Source organism: Pantoea sp. MQR6, from assembly GCF_022761075.1.
Lineage (GTDB): Bacteria > Pseudomonadota > Gammaproteobacteria > Enterobacterales > Enterobacteriaceae > Pantoea > Pantoea phytostimulans.
Genome location: NZ_JAKYXB010000002.1, coordinates 179,964 through 197,711 on the forward strand (window position 1 = coordinate 179,964; position 17,748 = coordinate 197,711).

At 50.7% G+C, this 17,748-nt stretch carries 15 protein-coding genes and 1 pseudogene; 3 read left to right on the top strand and 13 right to left on the bottom strand.

The window, feature by feature from the left end; genetic code table 11:
- Positions 1-427: 427 nt before the first annotated feature.
- From dapB to ribF, 6 genes are all read right to left on the bottom strand, one after another.
- Positions 428-1,243, bottom strand: a complete 816-nt coding sequence (dapB, locus tag MUG06_RS10980) for a 4-hydroxy-tetrahydrodipicolinate reductase (RefSeq protein ID WP_243078621.1) — start codon at positions 1,241-1,243, stop codon at positions 428-430.
- Positions 1,244-1,468: 225 nt separating this feature from the next.
- The gene (ispH, locus tag MUG06_RS10985) at positions 1,469-2,422 is read right to left on the bottom strand and encodes a 4-hydroxy-3-methylbut-2-enyl diphosphate reductase (protein ID WP_215847667.1); all 954 of its coding nucleotides are present in this window, start codon (positions 2,420-2,422) and stop codon (positions 1,469-1,471) included.
- The gene (gene fkpB / locus MUG06_RS10990; protein WP_215847668.1) at positions 2,403-2,873 is read right to left on the bottom strand and encodes an FKBP-type peptidyl-prolyl cis-trans isomerase; all 471 of its coding nucleotides are present in this window, start codon (positions 2,871-2,873) and stop codon (positions 2,403-2,405) included. The genes ispH and fkpB overlap by 20 nt, the downstream gene beginning before the upstream one ends.
- Positions 2,874-2,876: 3 nt before the next feature.
- Entirely contained in the window at positions 2,877-3,383 is a 507-nt protein-coding gene (gene lspA, locus MUG06_RS10995; RefSeq protein ID WP_243078622.1) for a signal peptidase II, read from the bottom strand.
- Positions 3,383-6,199 carry an isoleucine--tRNA ligase gene (ileS, locus tag MUG06_RS11000; protein WP_243078623.1) on the bottom strand — a complete coding sequence of 939 codons (2,817 nt, stop codon included), beginning with the start codon at positions 6,197-6,199 and terminating at the stop codon, positions 3,383-3,385. Before ileS ends, lspA begins: the two co-directional genes overlap by 1 nt.
- Positions 6,200-6,228: 29 nt before the next feature.
- Positions 6,229-7,155: a bifunctional riboflavin kinase/FAD synthetase gene (ribF, locus tag MUG06_RS11005; RefSeq protein ID WP_215847669.1), complete on the bottom strand. Its 927-nt coding sequence runs from the start codon at positions 7,153-7,155 to the stop codon at positions 6,229-6,231.
- 317 nt (positions 7,156-7,472) lie between these two features.
- Here ribF and rpsT point away from each other — a divergent pair, with 317 nt between their 5' ends.
- Positions 7,473-7,736: a 30S ribosomal protein S20 gene (rpsT, locus tag MUG06_RS11010; protein WP_006117633.1), complete on the top strand. Its 264-nt coding sequence runs from the start codon at positions 7,473-7,475 to the stop codon at positions 7,734-7,736.
- 37 nt (positions 7,737-7,773) lie between these two features.
- Here the strand turns inward: rpsT and nhaR are convergent, their stop codons facing one another.
- The 4 genes from nhaR to dnaK all read right to left on the bottom strand — a co-directional run bounded on the left by nhaR (position 7,774) and on the right by dnaK (position 13,198).
- Complete coding sequence (nhaR, locus tag MUG06_RS11015; protein ID WP_243078624.1) at positions 7,774-8,691, bottom strand: transcriptional activator NhaR; 918 nt, start codon at positions 8,689-8,691, stop codon at positions 7,774-7,776.
- Positions 8,692-8,709: 18 nt separating this feature from the next.
- Positions 8,710-9,882: a Na+/H+ antiporter NhaA gene (nhaA, locus tag MUG06_RS11020; protein WP_243078625.1), complete on the bottom strand. Its 1,173-nt coding sequence runs from the start codon at positions 9,880-9,882 to the stop codon at positions 8,710-8,712.
- Between the two features lie 167 nt (positions 9,883-10,049).
- Positions 10,050-11,183 carry a molecular chaperone DnaJ gene (gene dnaJ, locus MUG06_RS11025; protein WP_215847672.1) on the bottom strand — a complete coding sequence of 378 codons (1,134 nt, stop codon included), beginning with the start codon at positions 11,181-11,183 and terminating at the stop codon, positions 10,050-10,052.
- Between the two features lie 104 nt (positions 11,184-11,287).
- Entirely contained in the window at positions 11,288-13,198 is a 1,911-nt protein-coding gene (gene dnaK, locus MUG06_RS11030; RefSeq protein ID WP_243078626.1) for a molecular chaperone DnaK, read from the bottom strand.
- Between the two features lie 301 nt (positions 13,199-13,499).
- Between dnaK and MUG06_RS11035 the strand changes: the two are divergent.
- A pseudogene (locus MUG06_RS11035) lies at positions 13,500-13,580 on the top strand (GPR1/FUN34/YaaH family transporter); the annotation flags it as partial.
- 68 nt (positions 13,581-13,648) lie between these two features.
- Here MUG06_RS11035 and MUG06_RS11040 read toward each other — a convergent pair.
- From MUG06_RS11040 to tal, 3 genes are all read right to left on the bottom strand, one after another.
- Positions 13,649-14,959 (bottom strand): MFS transporter, encoded by a 1,311-nt coding sequence (locus MUG06_RS11040; protein WP_243078627.1) that lies wholly within the window; start codon positions 14,957-14,959, stop codon positions 13,649-13,651.
- Between the two features lie 106 nt (positions 14,960-15,065).
- The gene (gene mog, locus MUG06_RS11045) at positions 15,066-15,653 is read right to left on the bottom strand and encodes a molybdopterin adenylyltransferase (RefSeq protein ID WP_215847673.1); all 588 of its coding nucleotides are present in this window, start codon (positions 15,651-15,653) and stop codon (positions 15,066-15,068) included.
- 126 nt (positions 15,654-15,779) lie between these two features.
- Entirely contained in the window at positions 15,780-16,733 is a 954-nt protein-coding gene (gene tal, locus MUG06_RS11050) for a transaldolase (protein ID WP_215847674.1), read from the bottom strand.
- A gap of 209 nt (positions 16,734-16,942) precedes the next feature.
- On the opposite strand from tal, the gene yaaA reads away from it, so the two are divergent.
- Complete coding sequence (gene yaaA, locus MUG06_RS11055) at positions 16,943-17,719, top strand: peroxide stress protein YaaA (protein WP_243078628.1); 777 nt, start codon at positions 16,943-16,945, stop codon at positions 17,717-17,719.
- Positions 17,720-17,748: the final 29 nt, after the last annotated feature.

Here is a 17,748-nt window from a genome sequence, read left to right on the forward strand (position 1 = left end):
TAATTCATAATAGCTGCCTGAATCAATGCAAAAACCGCCTGAATTATCGATTTTTGGCAAATTGCGCGCATTCTAATGATCGCCCTGAAGCTTGTCTACCCTATGAACGTATTTTTTTGCCCTTTTCAGGCTTCTGGATGTTAAAACGGGGATAAGCAGTAAAAAGAGGGGAAAACTCGGATAATTAAACGATTGCCAGAGCATGAAAATTACAAAACGGAGCCGCTATACTATTATTTTTGACCATTTGGTCAAAATTGGCATTTTTAGCGGTTTTTCCTAAGTCAAAATCCAAAAAAAAAGCATTTCGAAGTGATTATTAAACCAAGCTCTTATTTTTTATAAAATAAAGGGCAGCAAAAAAGCTGCCCTACTTCAATCAATAAGTTACCGATTGAAACAACCACATCACGATGGTTCACAACACTCACAACATCGACAAATCCAGCACATCACGCATGTCATAAAGGCCACATTTATTGCCCTTCAACCAAAATGCCGCTTTAACAGCGCCATTTGCAAAGGTCATACGGCTTGAAGCCTTGTGCGTTATCTCTACACGCTCGCCAATATCCGCAAACATTGCCGTATGCTCACCGACAATATCGCCTGCCCGCACCGTGGCGAAACCAATGGTTTGCGGTTTGCGTTCGCCGGTATGGCCTTCACGCGCATACACGGCATGTTCATCCAGATTCCAGCTCATCGCATCAGCAATGGCTTCGCCCATCGCTAGCGCTGTTCCAGAAGGCGCATCAACTTTGTGACGATGGTGCGCTTCCACAATTTCGATATCCGCATAATCGCCCATGACCTTCGCTGCTTTTTCAAGCAGCTTCAACACCAGGTTGACGCCAACGCTGAAATTGGCTGCGAACACGATCCCAATCTCTTCTGCGGCAGTGCGGATTGCCGCTTTGCCCGCTTCGTCGAAACCGGTAGTACCAATCACCATCGCCTTTTTATGCTCACGACAAATTGCCATATAAGCCAGCGTTGCTTCTGGGCGGGTAAAGTCGATCAGTACGTCAAAATCATCGATGACACTAAGAAGATCGGCGGTGATAAGCACCCCTGTTTTACCTACGCCAGCTAATTCTCCAGCGTCGCTGCCAATCAAAGATGACCCCGAGCGGGCCAGTGCAGCACCCAGTTCAACGTCTTCCGCCTGCTGAGTTGCCTGAATCAGGTTACGCCCCATACGACCCGGCGCGCCGACGATGGCAATGCGGATATTTTTCATATTTATTCATTCCTAAGACAAAACTATGCATGCAAAGCGTAATCAGGTTAACGATGAGTTAACAACCACGCCACTATTAATCCAGGATAATAAGAATTTTATGCCAGCCGTGATCGATTATCAGTAAAAGCAATCTCATTGAGTGGAACCGCCGTTTTTTCAATCGGATAAAAACAAAAAAGGCCGAACTCAGTCGGCCTTTTTATCTCTTTCAGTATTATCGCTTTACTGAACGTTTCTTACATCAACACGCAGCTCTTTTGGCACTTCAAACACGATATTCTCTTCACGGCCAATCAACTCGATCGCCGCTTCCCCGCCCAGCTCACGCAGGCGTTGAATAACTTGCTGTACCAGAATATCGGGTGCCGATGCACCCGCCGTCACGCCAATGCAGTCAACGCCTTTAACCCACTCTTCCTGAATATCATCAGCGGAGTCGATCAGTTTCGCTAACTTTCCTGCGCGTTGCGCCAGTTCTGCGAGACGATTCGAGTTAGAGGAGTTTTTCGATCCCACCACTAACACCACAGCAGCATCGCGAGCCAACGTGCGCACCGCTTCCTGACGATTAGTGGTGGCGTAGCAGATGTCATCTTTACGTGGGCCGATGATCGCGGGGAAGCGTTGGCGCAGCGCATCAATGATGTCAGACGTATCATCCACTGACAGCGTGGTTTGCGTCATAAAGCTCAAATTGCTTTCATCTTTGACTGACAATTTGAACACGTCTTCTGGCGACTCGACCAGATACATGCCGCCATTGGGATTACTGTATTGGCCCATGGTGCCTTCAACTTCAGGATGGCCTGCATGTCCAATCAGAATCGCTTCTACGCCTTTACGGCTGGCACGTGCCACTTCCATATGCACTTTGGTAACCAATGGACAGGTCGCGTCAAACAGCATGGTCAGGTTACGTGCTTTCGCTTCAGCGCGAACAGCTTGTGAAACGCCGTGCGCTGAAAAAATCAGAATTGCGTTATCAGGCACTTCACTGATTTCTTCAATGAAGATCGCGCCGCGCTCGCGCAAGCTATTAACCACGTAGCGGTTATGTACCACTTCGTGGCGTACATAGATTGGCGCCCCGTACATTTCTAATGCACGCTCAACAATACTGATTGCCCGATCAACCCCAGCGCAGAAGCCGCGCGGATTAGCCAACAGAATTTGCATCGTTCGCCTCCAGTACCGGATCAATCTCCAGCACTTCTACATCAAACTGAACGCGATGGCCTGCCAGCGGATGGTTGAAATCAACGGTGATAGAATCGCCGGAAACCTCACGTATCACGCCTGGCATTTCGCTTCCGCCCATGCCGCTAAACAGCATGATAGCGCCGACTTCAGGTTCACCTGCGTCGATAAAATCGCGACGCGAGAAATACTGGATGAGATCGGGACTGATGCTGCCAAATGCGTCTTCAGGCGCCAACGTGAAGTTACGCTTCTCGCCCACTTTTGATCCCAGTAACGCCTGTTCCAGCGCAGCGGAAAGGCTGCTATCGCCCAGACGAAACAGCGCTGGTTTGCCGTTTGCACGGGTCGATTCCGCCGTGGAGCCATCTTCCAGCTTCAGCGTAAAATGCACCAACACCGCGCTTTCGCGCTGTACAGACTCAGTCATGACTTACCCTTTCTGTTTTGCCTGTTTGCTGGTTGGGCTGAAAAAGCCCTCCAGCACCACCAACGCAGCACCAATACAGATGCCGCAATCAGCAATATTAAACGTAGCGAAATGCCAGTTGCCGACGTAGAAGTCGATAAAATCGACCACAAAGCCGTGATACGAACGATCAAACAGATTGCCCACCGCGCCACCCACAATCAGTGCGTAAGCGATGTTCGCGATTTTTTGGCTGGCGCGATTGCGATACATCATCACTAACAGCGACACGACGATTGCAATCGCAATACCGGCAAAGAACCAGCGTTGCCAGCCGCCTTTATCGGCTAAAAAGCTAAACGCCGCACCGTAATTGTGGGCGTAAAACAGGTTAAAGAACGGCATCAGTGGCTGCGTCTCGTGCAGCATCATGTTGTTCATCACCCATTGCTTACTGGCAAAGTCGACAACGATGACGATCAGCACCAGCCATAGCCAGCGCAGTCCGGTAGAGAAAATAGGTTTACTCATCAGGCAAACTTACGCTCTTCACCGTTACCGGCTACGTTGGTGAAACAGCGACCACAAACTTCTGCGTGCTCTGGATTTTGACCAACGTCGGTCGTGTAGTGCCAGCAGCGTGGGCATTTCTCGCCTTCCGCTTTATGCAGTGCCACTTTCAAACCTTTCAACAGCTCACTTTGCTGCGCTTCGTCACTCGCCAAGGCGTAATCTGCAACCTGCGCGCCAGACGTCAGCAGTACAAAACGCAGTTCGTTGCCCAATGCTTGCAGCTTAGCCGCCAGCTCAGGGTCCGCATACAGCGTAACCGTGGCTTCCAGCGCGCCGCCGATGCGTTTATCGCCACGCGCCTGTTCGATCACCTTGTTGACTTCGCCGCGCACTTTCAGCAGCTCGCTCCAGTAGGCATCGTTCAATGCTTCGTTTTCTGCCAGACCAAACAGGCCGTCATACCACTCTTCAGTGAAGACATACTGCGCACGATCGCCCGGTAGGTAACCCCAAATTTCGTCAGCGGTGAAGGACATGATAGGTGCCATCCAGCGCACCAACGCCTCAACAATATGCCACAGCGCGGTCTGGCAGCTGCGACGCGCCAGGCTATCGCCTTTGGCGGTATACTGACGATCTTTGATGATATCGAGATAGAAGGAACCCATTTCTACTGAGCAGAACTGCATCAGGCGCTGAATCACTTCATGGAAGTCATAATTTTCGTAAGAGGCAACGATATCAGCCTGCGCGGCTTGCGCACGACCAACAGCCCAGCGATCGACCACCACCATATCTTCTGGTTTTACCAAATCGGTGGCGGGATTAAAGCCACTCAGGTTCGCCAGCAGGAAACGCGAGGTGTTACGAATACGACGGTAAGCATCAGCTGAACGCTTAAGGATTTCGTCAGAAACGGCCATCTCGCCAGAGTAGTCAGTAGAAGCGACCCATAAACGCAGGATATCAGCGCCCAGTTTGTTCATCACATCTTGCGGCGATACGGTGTTACCGATGGATTTCGACATTTTGCGGCCTTGGCCGTCAACGGTGAAGCCATGGGTAAGCACCTGACGATAAGGCGCTTTGCCTTTCATTGCCGTGGAGATCATCAAGGATGACATAAACCAGCCGCGATGCTGGTCTGAGCCTTCCAGGTAGAGATCCGGCGTGTGTCCCTCAAATTCTGAACGCGCATCAACCACGGAATAGCTGGTTGAACCGGAGTCAAACCAGACATCAAGTGTATCTGGCACTTTACGATAGTGATCGGCGTCATCGCCCATCAGCTCACGCGGATCGAGATCCCACCATGCCTGGATGCCATCTTGCTCAACGCGTTTGGCGACTTTTTCCATCAGCTCAAGCGTATCGGGGTGCAACTGCTCCGATTCATTATGAACGAACAGCGCCATCGGCACGCCCCACGTACGCTGACGTGAAATACACCAGTCAGGACGGTTAGCGACCATTGATTCAATGCGCGCCTGGCCCCAGTCTGGGATCCACTGCACACCTTTGATCTCTTTCAGCGACTGCGCACGCAGGCCTTTTTGATCCATGCTGATAAACCACTGCGGCGTCGCACGGAAGATGATCGGCGTCTTGTGGCGCCAGCAGTGCGGATAGCTGTGCAGCAGTTTTTCAACGTGCAGCAGCGCCCCTTTCTCTTTCAGCAGCTCAACGATCACATCATTGGCTTTAAAGACGTTGATACCATCCAGCGTTGGATAAGTACCTGGCAGGAAAGCGCCATCTGGCCCAACAGGGTTAGCGACTTCGATGCCATATTTCTGGCCGATGACATAGTCATCCGGGCCGTGGCCTGGCGCAGTGTGAACGGCACCCGTACCTGCTTCGAGCGTAACGTGCTCGCCTAAAACCACCAAGGATTGGATATCAAGGAAAGGATGCTGGAATTTTTGCAGCTCAAGGGCTGCACCTTTGCATTCGCCCAGCACAGTCCACTCGCTGACACCTGCACGCTTGAGCACGCTTTCGACCAACTCTTTGGCAAGGATCAGCGCACGGCCTTCGATCTGTACCAGCTGATATTCGAATTCAGGGTGCAATGAGATGGCACGGTTAGCCGGCATGGTCCAAGGCGTGGTCGTCCAGATCACTAAAGAAATGGGGCCGTTAACCTGTGATACGCCGAAAGCACTGCGCACCGCATCCGCATCGATGGCGTTAAACATCACATCAATAGATGGCGAGGTTTTGTCGTAATACTCAACTTCCGCTTCCGCTAATGCTGAGCGGCAATCCATACACCAATGCACCGGCTTAGCGCCTTTGTGTAGGTGACCATTGCCGATAATTTTGCTCAGCGCGCGAATGATATTGGCTTCGGTCTGGAAATTCATCGTCAGATATGGACGATCCCAGTCACCTAATACGCCTAAGCGGATAAAGTCAGCTTTCTGACCTTCTACCTGCTCAGCAGCATATTTACGGCAGGCTTCACGAAATTCAGCTGCAGTGACTTTCTCACCCGGCTTACCAATCATCTGCTCGACTTTATGCTCGATAGGCAAACCGTGGCAGTCCCAGCCTGGAACGTAAGGCGAATCATAGCCCGCCATGCCTTTCGACTTAACGATAATGTCTTTCAGAATCTTGTTAACTGAGTGACCAATATGAATGCTGCCGTTCGCATAAGGAGGGCCATCGTGCAGGATAAAGGTTTTTTTCCCTTTTTTGGCTGCGCGGATGATGCCGTAAAGGTTGTCATCATACCAACGTTGCAGCATTCCCGGTTCGCGCTTGGCCAGATCGCCACGCATCGGGAACCCCGTTTCCGGCAAATTCAGGGTAGATTTATAGTCACTCATCAGATTCTCGATTCCGTTTTTCGCTCAGGTTAAAGCCCAAAGAACTGCCGGGCCGTTACCACATCTTTCGCAATTTGTTCTTTCAACGCCTCCAGTGAGGCAAAGCGCTGCTCGTTTCGTAATTTTTTCTTCAGCACAACATCAATGTGCTGGCCATATAGATTCATATTGATGTCAAGCAGGTGAACTTCAAGCTGCTGGCGCAAACCTTTTACCGTTGGGCGCGTACCAATATTGGCCACACCCGGCAGCGGCTGCGGCGTCAAGCCGTGCACCTCAACCGCAAAAACGCCTTTCACCGGCGAGACAGCGCGGCGTAAAGGAAGGTTCGCGGTGGGAAAACCAAGGGTGCGTCCCAGTGCATCACCATGCACTACGCGGCCTGAAATACTGAAAGGATGGCCTAACAATGACTGCGCTAGCGCAAAATCATCATCGGCCAGCGCCTGACGCACAGCGGTGCTGCTAATACGCTTACCGCCGTCACAAAAGGTCTGCGTGCTGACTACATCAAAGCCATATTCAGCACCCGCTTTCTGTAATAACAGGAAATCACCCAGACGACCAGCGCCAAAACGGAAATCATCGCCGACCGCGAGAAACTTCACATTGAGCTTTTCGACCAGCAGTTCAGCAATAAAACTCTGGGCTGATAATGCCGCAAAGCGGCGATCAAAACGTACGCAGACCACTTCATCAATACCGGCTTCAGCCAGATACTTCAGCTTTTCGCGCAGACGCGTTAAACGGGCCGGGGCTTTTTCGCCAGCAAACAGCTCCAGCGGCTGTGGCTCAAACAGCATCACCATTACCGGCAGATTACGTTTACGTCCCTCTTCGCGAAGCTGGGACATCAGCGCCTGATGACCGCGGTGCACGCCATCAAAATTACCAATGGTCAGAACGCAGCCGCGATGCTGCTCTTTAATGTTATGAATGCCGCGGATAAACTTCATGGCTGACTCAACGCGATGGAAATCGGCGGATTATACCCTCGAAAGCCGCGAAGGTTAACCCGTCAGCACGCCTTTCCTGCTTTATGGCGGTCATTTCCTGTTGTCAGAGCGATACAGAAGAATTTTGTCGCGAAATACTGTATTCAGCGAGGGGAAGCTGGTAGAATCTTGCGCCATCAAATACGTAACCGAGTGTCGTCCGCGCTGTTGAATGTAAGCGACGCTTATTTGCACAAATCCATTGACAAAATTAGGTTCGAAAGGCATAGTCCTCGGCCTTTGATTTGTCTATATAGAACACATTTGGGAGTTGGACCTTGGCTAATATCAAATCAGCTAAGAAACGCGCCGTAACATCTGAGAAACGCCGTAAGCATAACGCTAGCCGCCGCTCTATGATGCGTACCTTCGTTAAGAAAGTATACGCGGCGATCGCTTCAGGCGACAAAGCTGCTGCGCAGAACGCATTCAACGAAATGCAACCAATCGTGGACCGTCAGGCTGCTAAAGGTCTGATCCACAAAAACAAAGCTGCCCGTTATAAAGCAAACTTAACGGCTCAGATCAACAAACTGGCTTAATCGCCTTTTGTTAATCGCTTTGTTGAAAGAACCGGCGCTAAGCCGGTTTTTTTTCGTCTGCTGATCGTGGCGCAAACAGTTCACTAAAATCGCGATGGCAGATACGCTGCACTGCCGGATGCTGAATCATCCGCTCGGCAAAAATAACGTGATACTCCTCCATCACTGAATCCAGCCTCCCCAGCTCACACATTCCATCGCTTTGATAGATATCTTGCCCGTACAGACTCGGGGCAACAAAAATGGCATTTTGCTGCGTACCGAAAGATTTCATCAGTGCTGCATCATCAAACTCGCCTAAAATTTCAACCTGCAATCCCTGACTATGAATCCAGTTAAGAATCTTGCGGCCCGGCATTGAACGTCGTCCTGGAATGAGTAATTGACGCGTCTCCAGACACGCAGGGAACGGTAATTCTGGCAGCGGCTGTGTACACCAAAAGCTCAACGGACATTCGCCCAGCTTCACCGAAAACAGCCCTTCCTGCTGCGTGGAATCAATCGAGCAATCCGATACAATCATATCCAACTTATGCTGGCTGAGTTGCTCCAGTAGCATTTCATGGGTCGATTCAAAACAGCGCAGATGAATCTTTTCACCCGATACCACCGCCGCTTCTAATATTTTACTGACGAGCTGTTTAGACAACGCATCCGCAACCCCGACATCAAACAACAGATGCGATTCTTTGCGGTAATTAACAATATCCAGCATTTCATGACTCAGCATAAACATGCGATCGGCATAGCGGAAAACCAGTTGCCCCAGTTCAGTCGGCACTAATCCCCTTCCCTGCCGCCGGAACAGTTTGCCTTGCAGGCGCTCTTCGAGCGCCTTGATTTGGCCAGTTATGGTTTGCGGTGTCAGAAAGAGTGCTTCTGACGCACCAACGATTGAACCTTCACGGCACACATGCCAGAAATAATAAAGGTGGTTGTAATTGAGGTGCGGCATACCTACTTTCTCAACCTTTTACGCTGCACGGTTTGCCAGACGACGCCACAGAATGAGATAACCCAAGACAGCAGAGAGTATCGAGCCCATCAGGATGCCAAGCTTCGCGAGCGTAATAAGTTCTGCATTGTGGTCGCCATACGCCAGCGAGGCGATAAAGATCGACATCGTAAAACCGATGCCGCACAGCACACCGACTGCGGCGATGTCTTTCAAATCAGTTTTTTCAGGCAGTTTGGCCAAGCCGGTTTTTACCGCCAGCCAACAGAACAGCGTAATCCCCAAAGGCTTACCGATCAGTAATCCCGCCACGATGCCCAGCGGTAACAGTGAAAACAGGTGCCCGAATGAAACACCGTCTAGCGAGACACCGGCATTAGCAAAAGCAAACAGCGGTAAAATCAGCCAACGCACCCAAGGATGCAGCGCATGCTCAAGGTGAATGGCTGGAGAATGCCCATCCTTCTTAGCCAATGGAATCAGGAAGCCGACCACAACACCCGCCAGCGTCGCATGTACCCCTGATTTCAACACTGCAGTCCATAACACGATTCCTACAATCAAATAGAGACCGGTATTACGCACATTCATCAGGTTCATCAGCCCCAATACAACAATGGCTGCAGCGGCAACGCTCAAGGATACCAGGGAAAGATCGGAGGTATAAAACAGAGCAATGATGACTATCGCGCCGAGATCGTCAATGATTGCCAACGCCATCAGGAATATTTTCAACGCGGGCGGCACGCGACTGCCCAATAACGCCAAAATACCCAAAGCAAAAGCGATATCCGTTGCGGTAGGAATGGCCCAGCCGCTGTGTGTGGCTGGATCTGCACCATTGAATAGCAAAAACAATATTGCTGGTGCGACCATGCCGCCCAGGGCTGCAATCAGCGGAAAAATGGCTTGTTCACGTTTAGCTAGCGCGCCCATCACTAATTCGCGCTTCACTTCTAGTCCAACCATCAGGAAAAACAGTGCCATCAGCGCATCGTTAATCCATAACAGTAAATTTTTGCTGATATCGAGATCGCCGAAACGGAACTCCACCGGAATAGCGAGGAAGTCGAGATAGCTTTGCTGCGTACCGCTGTTATTTGCTAAAACCATCGCCAACGCCGCAGCGATGATCAGTACGACGCCACCCGTTGCGTCACTATGGAGAAATTTTTTAAGTTGAATGTTCATGAACAAGCATCCTTTTCCAAAGGGAAAATTAAAGGCGTTAGATTATCGCCTATGATAGCTCGAAAAAAGCAGGTTATTCATGAGACATGGCTCGGAAATACCGAACCTTTGAAGATAAGCATAAAAAAGCCAGCGACAGTGCGCTGGCTTTTTCAGAGAGTGAAAACTTATCGGGTCAAGTCATCAAAGAACTTCTTTACGCCATCAAAAAAGCTTTTTGAGCGCGGGCTGTTGTGTTCACCGCTTGGCCCGCCAAAGCTCTCTTCCAGTTCACGCAGCAGCGATTTCTGTTTTTCGTTGAGGCTAACCGGGGTTTCCACCACAACGCGACACAGCAAGTCGCCCACTGCACCACCGCGCACCGACTTCACCCCTTTGCCACGCATACGGAACAGCTTGCCCGTTTGCGTTTCAGTAGGCACTTTCAGCTTCACACGACCATCCAGCGTCGGCACTTCAATTTCACCGCCCAGCGCTGCCATCGCAAAATTGATCGGCACTTCGCAATAGAGGTTGTTATCTTCACGTTCAAAGATCGGGTGTTTCTTCACCGATACCTGAACATAAAGATCGCCCGCTGGTGCACCGTGCTCACCCGCTTCACCTTCGCCAGTCAGACGAATACGATCGCCGGTATCCACACCCGCAGGGATTTTCACTGACAGCGTTTTCGATTTCTCGACGCGTCCATGACCATGACAGGCGTTGCACGGGTCTTTAATCACCGAGCCACGACCGTGACAGGTTGGACAGGCTTGCTGCACGGTGAAGAAACCTTGACGCATCTGCACCTGGCCTTGGCCATGGCAGGTAGAACAGGTTTGCGGTTTGGTGCCGGCTTTCGCGCCGCTGCCGTGGCAAACTTCACACTCTTCCAGCGTTGGAATGCGGATCTCTTTGGTCACGCCGCGTACCGCTTCTTCCAGCGACAGCTCCATGTTGTAGCGTAAATCAGCGCCACGGGATGCGCGCTGACGGCGACCACCACCAAAGATGTCGCCAAATACGTCGCCAAAGATATCGCTGAAATCGGCACCGCCGCCGCCACCGAATCCACCGCCGCCCATACCGCCTTGTTCAAAGGCTGCATGGCCATATTGATCGTAGGCCGCACGCTTCTGCGCGTCGGTCAGGATTTCGTAAGCTTCTTTTATCTCTTTAAACTTGTCTTCGGCCGCTTTATCCCCAGGATTACGGTCCGGGTGAAATTTCATTGCCAGGCGTTTATATGCCTTTTTGATTTCACGCTCGTCTGCGGATTTGGCGACGCCTAAAATCTCGTAGTAATCACTCTTCGCCATATTTATTTAGCCCTTAACATGATCGCACGGGCGTGGAGAAAACTCCTACGCCCGTGCTGGTTTCAACGGCTGTCAGGCCAACCGTCGCGCCCGGTCAGGGGCAATTATTTCTTGTTGTCTTTTACTTCTTCAAATTCAGCGTCAACCACGTCATCTTCTTGCTTCGCTGACGCGTCGCCTGCATCGGCAGCACCCGCCTGAGATTGCTGTGCTGCTTCCATCAGTTTGCTGGATACTTCCATCAGCGCCTGCATTTTAGCTTCGATCTCTGCTTTATCTTCACCTTTCAGCGCTGTTTCCAGCTCAGCCAGGGCTGCTTCGATCGGTGCTTTGTCATCAGCTGACAGTTTGTCGCCCGCTTCTTCCAGCTGCTTGCGCGTGCTGTGGGCAATCTGATCGCCCTGGTTACGCGTTTGAACCAGCTCTTCGAACTTGCGGTCCGACTCAGCGTTCGCTTCTGCATCACGCACCATTTTTTCGATCTCTTCTTCATTCAGACCTGAAGAAGCCTTGATGGTGATTTTCTGCTCTTTGCCGCTGTTTTTGTCTTTTGCAGAAACATGCAAAATACCGTCAGCATCAATGTCAAAGGTCACTTCAACCTGTGGCATACCGCGTGGCGCTGGCTGAATACCGTCGAGGTTGAACTGGCCCAACGATTTGTTATCGCTAGAACGCTTACGCTCACCCTGCAACACGTGAATGGTCACGGCGCTCTGGTTATCTTCAGCTGTTGAGAACACCTGGCTGTGCTTGGTTGGGATCGTGGTGTTCTTGCTGATCAGCGAAGTCATCACGCCACCCATGGTTTCGATACCCAGCGACAGCGGAGTAACGTCCAGCAGCAGGACGTCTTTCACTTCGCCGCCCAGAACACCACCCTGCACTGCAGCACCTACTGCCACTGCTTCGTCCGGGTTCACGTCTTTACGTGGCTCTTTACCGAAGAATTCAGTCACTTTAGCCTGAACCAGCGGCATACGCGTTTGACCACCAACCAGAATCACATCATTGATTTCTGATACAGACAAACCAGCATCCTGCAGCGCCACTTTCAGCGGAGCAATCGAACGTGCAACCAGATCTTCAACCAGCGATTCCAGCTTAGAGCGCGTTACTTTGATGTTCAGGTGCTTAGGACCCGTCGCATCTGCAGTGATGTACGGCAGGTTAACGTCAGTCTGCTGCGCAGAAGAGAGTTCGATTTTCGCTTTCTCTGCGGCTTCTTTCAGACGCTGCATTGCCAGCGGATCGTTGTGCAGATCGATGCCCTGATCTTTCTTAAATTCTGCAACCAGGTAGTTGATCAGGCGGCTGTCGAAGTCTTCACCACCCAAGTGGGTATCACCGTTGGTCGCCAGAACTTCAAAGGTTTTTTCGCCGTCAACTTCATCAATTTCGATGATGGAGATATCAAAAGTACCACCACCCAGGTCATATACCGCGATAGTGCGGTTACCCTGACCTTTGTCCAAACCATAAGCCAGTGCAGCGGCTGTTGGTTCGTTAATAATACGTTTTACTTCCAGACCCGCGATGCGACCTGCATCTTTGGTCGCCTGACGCTGGGCGTCATTGAAGTAAGCTGGAACGGTAATAACCGCTTCAGTCACTGGCTCACCGAGGTAATCTTCCGCGGTTTTCTTCATTTTTTTCAGCACTTCGGCAGAAATCTGCGGTGGTGCCATTTTCTGGCCTTTCACTTCCAGCCATGCATCGCCGTTATCGGCGTTAGCAATTTTGTACGGCATGATTTTAATATCACGCTGTACTTCTTCATCCTGGAAACGACGGCCAATCAGGCGCTTGATCGCGAACAACGTGTTCTGCGGGTTAGTCACTGCCTGACGTTTAGCCGGCTGACCAACCAGAATTTCGCCATCCTGGGTATAAGCGATAATCGAAGGCGTGGTGCGATCGCCTTCGGCGTTTTCCAACACGCGAGCTTTACCGCCATCCATGATCGCAACACAAGAGTTGGTTGTGCCCAGGTCAATACCAATAATCTTACCCATCTAAACGTCTCCCACTTAAATTCTTTGCCAATTTGGGTTGTGAACCTGTTATGCGGGCGGGTTGTTTACTTTCAACCATCACCACATGCTTTTTTCCAACGTTCACAACGCTCGATGACAAGTAAATGGGGCCGCTTCGAAGCGCATCAAGGGTTAAACCAAAAAAAAATTTCGATCTTCTTTCTACTCAGATCAAAGACGTTGCGTCAGCGCCTCTCTGTGAGCTGCTCCCAGCCATTGCAAACAGGGCTTTCGGGCAAAAAACATCCCCTAAATCCACATTCGAGACATTACAGGAACAATGAGCACCATAACGTTGGCTAACCCCGCTCCACTCGGTTTAATGGGGTTCGGCATGACCGCCTTTCTGCTCAATATTAATATTGATCTGCCAGATGCAAAACGCGGAGCCAGGCTCCGCGTTTTTATTTTTAAAGCTGCTGCTCGTGATTAAGGCTGCTGCGCAACGGCCTCATGCACCGCATTTTCGTGGCTAATATCACTTCGCAACCAAATTCCCGTCACTAACCCAACCAGCGCTAATGCCAGCACATACCATGAAGGTGCCATCGATGAGACATTCATCAACAAGGTAACAAAAATCGGCGTTAAGCCACCGAAAATTGCGTAGGCGACATTATAAGAGAAGGAGATTCCACTAAAGCGCACCTCGGCTGGAAAAGCGCGCACCATCACAAAAGGCACCACGCCGACAACGCCAACGCTCAGGCCTGCTAACCCGTACAGCAGGAAAAGCTGTTGCGGATACAACGGCGTAAAGTGGTAGAACGCCCAACTGCACGCCGCCAGTAATACACTGCCTGTGATCAACGCTTTACTTGCACCAAAACGGTCTGCCGCTACGCCGGCAACGATGCAGCCTATACAAAGCATAATGGTTGCAAAACTATTGGCCTGTAAGGTTAACGCAGGCGCAAGGCCATGCTGCTTCTGCAACCAGACCGGCGACATCAGAATCACTACCACAATGCATGCTGAGAGCAGCCAGGTCAGCAGCATAGAAATGATCACTGACTTTTTATGGTTCACCACCACCGCTTTTAAAGGCAGTTCATCCGCCAGCGCTTTACGCTTTTGCATGGCAATAAAAACGGGTGTCTCATGCAGCCAACGGCGCAAATACATCGCAGCTAAACCAAACACACCGCCGATAAAAAACGGTAAACGCCAGCCACCTTCGCGAATGGCTTGCGGTGTCATTGACGTGTTTATTAGCGTTGCGACCACCGAACCCAACAGAATGCCCACGGTTAGCCCAGCGGTTAACGTGCCGCAGGCAATACCAATTCGCTTGTAAGGCACGTGCTCGGCGACAAATACCCAAGCGCCCGGCACTTCCCCACCAATTGCAGCACCTTGCAACATGCGCATCAACAGCATTAATAAAGGTGCCGCAATCCCGATAGTTTGGTAAGTCGGCAGTGCGCCCATTGCCAGCGTGGGCAGCGCCATCAATAAAATGCTTAGGCTGAACATCTTTTTGCGGCCCACTTTGTCGCCGAAGTGCGCCATGATAATGCCGCCTAGCGGGCGCGCCAGATAACCTGCCGCGAAAATGGCAAAAGTTTGTAGCTGGCGCAGCCATTCAGGAATATCAGGTGGGAAAAAGAGTTCGCCAATCACCGCAGCGAAAAAAACAAAAATGATGAAGTCGTAAAATTCTAAAGCACCGCCGAGGGCAGCGAGTGAAAGGGTTTTATAATCCTGGCCGTTCAGGCGTTGAGTCTGATTCGATTCCATAACATTCCAGAGGCAAAAGAGAAACGGTTGTAAAGCTGAGCTTACTATACCGTCAATCTTTCACCACACCAGCCAGGCTATAGCTTATGCCTGAAAATCGGAATATTTAGTTATTTATCTCACGTATCGCGCTTTTGGGGCGAAAAGCTGCTACGACTTGCGTATGCGTTTCAACGTAGGGCCCTTCCAATAGCTGTAAACAATAAGGTACAGAAGCGAAAATCCCCGCAACGCTAACGTTACCCTGCTCATCTTTCAGGCCTTCCAGCGTCTCTTTAATCGATTTGGGCTGACCAGGAAGATTAAGAATTAAAGATTGCTTGCGGATCACGCCGACCTGACGCGATAAAATGGCAGTCGGCACGAATTGCAGGCTGATTTGACGCATCTGCTCACCAAAACCGGGCATTTCACGATCGGCAACGGCCAGGGTGGCATCGGGTGTCACATCGCGACGCGCCGGACCGGTTCCGCCTGTGGTTAACACCAAATGGCAAAAGCGTTCATCCACCAGCTCGCAAATCGCCTGTTCAATCATCGGCTGCTCATCCGGCACTAAACGGGTTTCAATCTCAAACGGCGTGCTAATCGCACTGCTCAGCCAACTTTCGAGTGCGGGGATCCCTTGATCCTGATAAATGCCGTTAGCGGCGCGATCGGAAACGGAGATCAACCCAATGCGTAATGTATTCATCGTTTTGGTTCGCTGTGATTTACCGCGTTGCGGTGGAGTAGAAAGGGGGAACAGAGAGAGGATAATACAAAGCGAAAGGTGCGGAAAAGAGAAAACCGTGACGACATCTGCCGCCACGGTGCAAGATTACAGCAGTTCTGCCAGCATCTTCTCAAGTTTGCCTTGGTCAACAGCAAAGTTGCGGATGCCTTCCGCCAGTTTTGCCACCGCCATTGGATCCTGATTGTGCTGCCACAGGAACTCAGATTCAGTCATTTTAGCAGGACGCGCTTTCACATCGCCGCTGTAGCTGAGCTTACGTTCAAGAGTGCCTTCGCTTTCAGCCAGTTCTTTCAGCAGCGCAGGAGAGATGGTCAGTCGATCACAACCTGCCAGTTCAACGATTTCGCCAACGTTACGGAAGCTTGCGCCCATCACCACGGTTTCATAACCGTGCTGCTTGTAGTAGCTGTAGATTTCAGACACGGAAACCACGCCTGGATCTTCATGAGGTGCGTACTCTTTCTTGTCGGTATTCGCTTTGTACCAGTCAAGAATACGACCCACGAAAGGGGAAATCAGGAACACGCCAGCTTCTGCACATGCACGCGCCTGTGCGAAGGAGAACAGCAGTGTGAGGTTACAGTTGATGCCTTCTTTTTCCAGCTGCTCCGCTGCGCGGATGCCCTGCCAGGTTGAAGCCAGTTTGATCAGGATACGATCGTTGCTGATGCCCGCATCGTTATAGAGTTTGATCAGGCTACGCGCCTTAGCGATGCTGCCTTCGGTGTCGTAAGAAAGGCGAGCATCAACTTCAGTTGAAATACGGCCTGGAACCAGTTTCAGAATCTCTAAACCAATGTTGACGGCCAGCTTGTCAGAAACCAACTGCAGCTGCTCTTCTTTGTTGCTGCTCTGCTCACGTGCCCAGCTAATCGCTTCATCGATCAGTTTGCGGTATTCAGGAATTTGCGCGGCGTTGAGAATCAAAGAAGGGTTGGTGGTAGCGTCTTGTGGCTGGTACAGCTTCATGGCTGCGATATCACCGGTGTCAGCAACCACAGTGGTCAGCTGACGCAAGGAGGTAAGTTTGTCCGTCATGTTCTTTTCTCTTAGTTAACTGTCAGGGTGAAAAAAGGCTGTTGCGATAATATCACGCAGCAACAGCGGTGCAAGGTCGAGAAATGCCGTTTACGATAGCGCTAACAAATAGCTGTGATTTGCCGATCTTTGCGACTTTTTTGTTACACTGCGAGGCTAAATAATCAGCCAATGCCCTGTAAAAATAGGGGTTATATGAGGAAGCGAACATGTTGATGGTGATCTCTCCCGCCAAGACGCTGGACTATGAAAGCCCGCTGGCGACCACGCGCTATACCCAACCTGCGCTGTTAGAAAAGTCACAACAGCTAATTGAGGTAGCGCGCGATCTGTCACCTGCACAAATCGCTTCGTTAATGGGCATCAGCGATAAGCTGGCTCACCTCAACGCCGATCGTTTTAACAGCTGGCAGCCTGAATTCACGCCTGATAATGCGCGTCAGGCGATTCTGGCCTTTAAAGGCGATGTCTACACAGGCTTGCAGGCTGAAACCTTTAGCGACAACGATTTTGACTTTGCCCAACAGCATCTGCGGATGTTGTCTGGCTTATATGGTGTGTTGCGCCCACTGGATTTAATGCAGCCTTATCGGCTGGAAATGGGTATCAAATTCGCCAGTCCGGCAGGCAAAGATCTTTACAGCTTCTGGGGCGAGCTACTGACAGACACACTCAATGACGCTTTGGCTGAGCAAGGCGATGATGTGTTGATTAATTTGGCATCAGATGAATACTTCAAAGCGATTAAGCCGAAGCAATTGCAGGCGCAGTTAATCAAACCGGTGTTTTTAGATGAGAAGAACGGCAAGTATAAAGTGATCAGCTTCTACGCCAAAAAAGCACGCGGATTAATGAGTCGCTATATCATTCAAAATCAGCTGCAAAAACCGGAGCAGTTGAAGGCGTTCGATGTGGACGGTTATGCGTTTGATGCGGCCAGCAGCAATGACAGCGAGTGGGTATTTAAGCGCTCAGAGCAGGTTTAATTAACTCGATAAAAAGAAAAAGGGACGAT

Coding starts and splice junctions, on each gene's coding strand:
- lspA (WP_243078622.1), bottom strand. CDS start 3,383: ATGAGTAAACCTATTTTCTCTACCGGACTGCGCTGGCTATGGCTGGTG.
- ispH (WP_215847667.1), bottom strand. CDS start 2,422: ATGCAAATTCTGTTGGCTAATCCGCGCGGCTTCTGCGCTGGGGTTGAT.
- nhaR (WP_243078624.1), bottom strand. CDS start 8,691: ATGCCGCACCTCAATTACAACCACCTTTATTATTTCTGGCATGTGTGC.
- dnaK (WP_243078626.1), bottom strand. CDS start 13,198: ATGGGTAAGATTATTGGTATTGACCTGGGCACAACCAACTCTTGTGTT.
- dnaJ (WP_215847672.1), bottom strand. CDS start 11,183: ATGGCGAAGAGTGATTACTACGAGATTTTAGGCGTCGCCAAATCCGCA.
- nhaA (WP_243078625.1), bottom strand. CDS start 9,882: ATGAACATTCAACTTAAAAAATTTCTCCATAGTGACGCAACGGGTGGC.
- dapB (WP_243078621.1), bottom strand. CDS start 1,243: ATGAAAAATATCCGCATTGCCATCGTCGGCGCGCCGGGTCGTATGGGG.
- tal (WP_215847674.1), bottom strand. CDS start 16,733: ATGACGGACAAACTTACCTCCTTGCGTCAGCTGACCACTGTGGTTGCT.
- ileS (WP_243078623.1), bottom strand. CDS start 6,199: ATGAGTGACTATAAATCTACCCTGAATTTGCCGGAAACGGGGTTCCCG.
- MUG06_RS11040 (WP_243078627.1), bottom strand. CDS start 14,959: ATGGAATCGAATCAGACTCAACGCCTGAACGGCCAGGATTATAAAACC.
- ribF (WP_215847669.1), bottom strand. CDS start 7,155: ATGAAGTTTATCCGCGGCATTCATAACATTAAAGAGCAGCATCGCGGC.
- fkpB (WP_215847668.1), bottom strand. CDS start 2,873: ATGACTGAGTCTGTACAGCGCGAAAGCGCGGTGTTGGTGCATTTTACG.
- mog (WP_215847673.1), bottom strand. CDS start 15,653: ATGAATACATTACGCATTGGGTTGATCTCCGTTTCCGATCGCGCCGCT.
- yaaA (WP_243078628.1), top strand. CDS start 16,943: ATGTTGATGGTGATCTCTCCCGCCAAGACGCTGGACTATGAAAGCCCG.